This is a genomic window from Bacillus sp. NPDC057893 (assembly GCF_042796455.1).
Lineage (GTDB): Bacteria > Bacillota > Bacilli > Bacillales > Bacillaceae_G > Bacillus_A.
On sequence record NZ_JBHVNG010000034.1, the window covers coordinates 1 to 2,418 of the forward strand.

Genomic DNA, 2,418 nt, shown 5'->3' on the forward strand with positions numbered 1-2,418 from the left:
ATTCAATGAGCAGTATAAAACTAGAAAAAAAGACGCCCTATTTAGGTGTCTTTTTTTTATTACTTCACAATATTTGTTTTAGTGTATTTTGTACGGTCGAATTTATTAAATAGCTCTTCGTTTTCTGTACGTCCAAGAAGAATGTTTCCTTTGAAGTTCACAAAGTCTTTTTTATCTCTACTTGTAGCCCAAGCTACTTCTGGATTTAAGATATACACGTTTGTGTTTCCGACTTTACCAATGGCAATCAATCCACTTTCCTCTAGAAATGAAACTGCTCTGAATATTGTTGTTCTAGATTTACCAATAACCTCTTCTAAAATTTTATGTGAAACCATGATGCTATTACTACTAACATCCATATTTTCCATGAAGAACATGTATAGTTGCCCTGCAACTGCATTTTCTGAAATTACATAGGCTAATGCTTTTGTTCCTATACCTCTGCTAATTTGTATGAAATTCTTGTTTTTTTGACTCTCTTTGGCTCTTTTAGCTTCTAAAGCTTCATTGGCACTATCATAGATTTCAGCGTCTTCTACATTTACGTACTTGATTTCTGTGTTTTTTTCGTTAAATGCAAACATATGTAAACCCCCATGATACATTAATGTATAGTTTTTGAAACAACTTGTTTCATATCCAAATGTTACCGTTTTTAAAGCTTTTTTGCAACAAGTTGTTTCAAAAAAGGAATAGAAAGTATCAATCTATGTTTCATGGGATGAAACATTAATGTTTCATCCCATGAAACATACCAATCTCTAAAACTATTGATATTACTGCATTTTTACTAATGCCCCTTCTATATCTATTAAAGGGCTAAAAGTTCCGCAAGGAACAGGTAGTATTTTTGAGCACAAAAAACGCTCAAAAATCTCCACCTTTTTCGCTTCGCTCCATCCTTGCAAAACTTTTTTCGGCGGGTTTTTAGCTTTCGCCAAGCCGAACAGACCAAAAACGAGGATTTAGGTTGCTCGACTTGGACTAGCAATTATACCCGCCGAACCGCCAATTCTATCGTTCTAAACAATAAGCTTACTCTATATTCAGTTACGTAAAGTTCCTGGGGGCTAGCCCCCAAAACCCCCAGCCAGCCCCCAACCCAAAAACAAGGGGAAAACCATAACTACAAATTACCAAAAAATGTGGTAATTTTTTCATAAACCTCTATACTTTTGTATGTAGGTTTGATATAATAAATACAAGGAGGTGATAACATGGACTGGATGAAAGTATTAGCAACAATTGCAACTCTAGCAGTATCGCTAGTACCTATCACGACAGCAATTAAAAACATCTTAGACATAATCGAAAAAGTTCAAGGAATGAGAGAGAAGAGAAAAACGAAGAAAGAACAAAAAGAACAGAAACAAAATAAACGCCCTGTGGTTCGACGCAACCTAGCAAGAAGCAAACGAATCACAAGACGCTAAACCAAAAATAAGAGGGAGGGTGTAACCTCCCTCTTATTCAAATTCAATTATATCACAATTTCTAATCTGTTTGCGGTCAGTGTCAATGGTAAGCGGACTGGAATGGTTCAGCGGTTTGTGCTGATCCATGAAAGGAGCATTAAGGAATTGACACGTGAAACTGATTCTTCACCCTCTTGGCACTGAACAAACAATCGTTTGTTCCTGCCAACCGGCGAGGGAGCCCCTCAAGGATTGAGGGGTTGGGGAGTTCGATTGATGGGGTCAAGGGGAAAAGTTCCCCTTGTAGGTTCGGACAAAGTCCGAGGTTTTAGCCTCGCAGAGCACGGGCAAAGAATTTTGCCATAACGTGCTAGGGCAAAATGTTCTCCCCTGCTCTGCGAGGCTTTTCGGCTTCACCGAGCCATCCCCAGACATCGTAAAATAGAGAGCGCTATGGCGGACAAAACTTTGAATCGTTTAAAAGGCCTTATAAGACGTTATAAGGCTTTTTAAACGATTCTAGGTAAATTTGTTAAGGGAGGGTTGTAAATACTCTTAAGAGAGCTTAAAATGCTTGTCGGAGCAATAAGAAAGTCGAAGAGGAGTTTAAGAATGAAATCAAGACAAGATGTTATAAAACACATACAATCTGAAAAAGAGAGATTAGAAGAAGCGAAGAAAATTCAATCTTATCTTGAAAGCAGTGATTGTCCAAAAGTTAGAATCCAAGGGATAAAAAGAATTATTAAGCATTTAGAACAACAATATCAAATAGAAAAGTTAGCACTTGCTTTAGCAGATTTAAATGTTTCTGATTCAGTCCGACCTGAAGATGAGAAAGAAAATGCATTTACTTTATAAAAGCAATTGAGCTCATTGAATGGTTCAGCGGTTTGTGCTGATCCATTCAATGAGCAGTATAAAACTAGAAAAAAAGACGCCCTATTTAGGTGTCTTTTTTTTATTACTTCACAATATTTGTTTTAGTGTATTTTGTACG

Annotated in this window: 4 protein-coding genes; 2 read left to right on the forward strand and 2 right to left on the reverse strand. The window is 36.8% G+C overall.

Features of this window, described 5'->3' with window-relative positions; translation table 11 throughout:
• Positions 1 to 59 precede the first annotated feature (59 nt).
• On the reverse strand, positions 60 to 587 hold the full coding sequence (locus ACFVQC_RS30100) for a replication/maintenance protein RepL (RefSeq protein ID WP_377900178.1): 528 nt from the start codon (positions 585 to 587) through the stop codon (positions 60 to 62).
• Positions 588 to 779: 192 nt separating this feature from the next.
• Positions 780 to 944 carry a hypothetical protein gene (locus ACFVQC_RS30105; RefSeq protein ID WP_377900180.1) on the reverse strand — a complete coding sequence of 55 codons (165 nt, stop codon included), beginning with the start codon at positions 942 to 944 and terminating at the stop codon, positions 780 to 782.
• Between the two features lie 276 nt (positions 945 to 1,220).
• Between ACFVQC_RS30105 and ACFVQC_RS30110 the strand changes: the two genes are divergently transcribed.
• Both ACFVQC_RS30110 and ACFVQC_RS30115 read left to right on the forward strand, forming a co-directional pair.
• Positions 1,221 to 1,436: a hypothetical protein gene (locus tag ACFVQC_RS30110; RefSeq protein WP_377900182.1), complete on the forward strand. Its 216-nt coding sequence runs from the start codon at positions 1,221 to 1,223 to the stop codon at positions 1,434 to 1,436.
• A 594-nt stretch (positions 1,437 to 2,030) separates the two neighbouring features.
• Positions 2,031 to 2,279: a hypothetical protein gene (locus ACFVQC_RS30115; RefSeq protein ID WP_377900184.1), complete on the forward strand. Its 249-nt coding sequence runs from the start codon at positions 2,031 to 2,033 to the stop codon at positions 2,277 to 2,279.
• Positions 2,280 to 2,418: the final 139 nt, after the last annotated feature.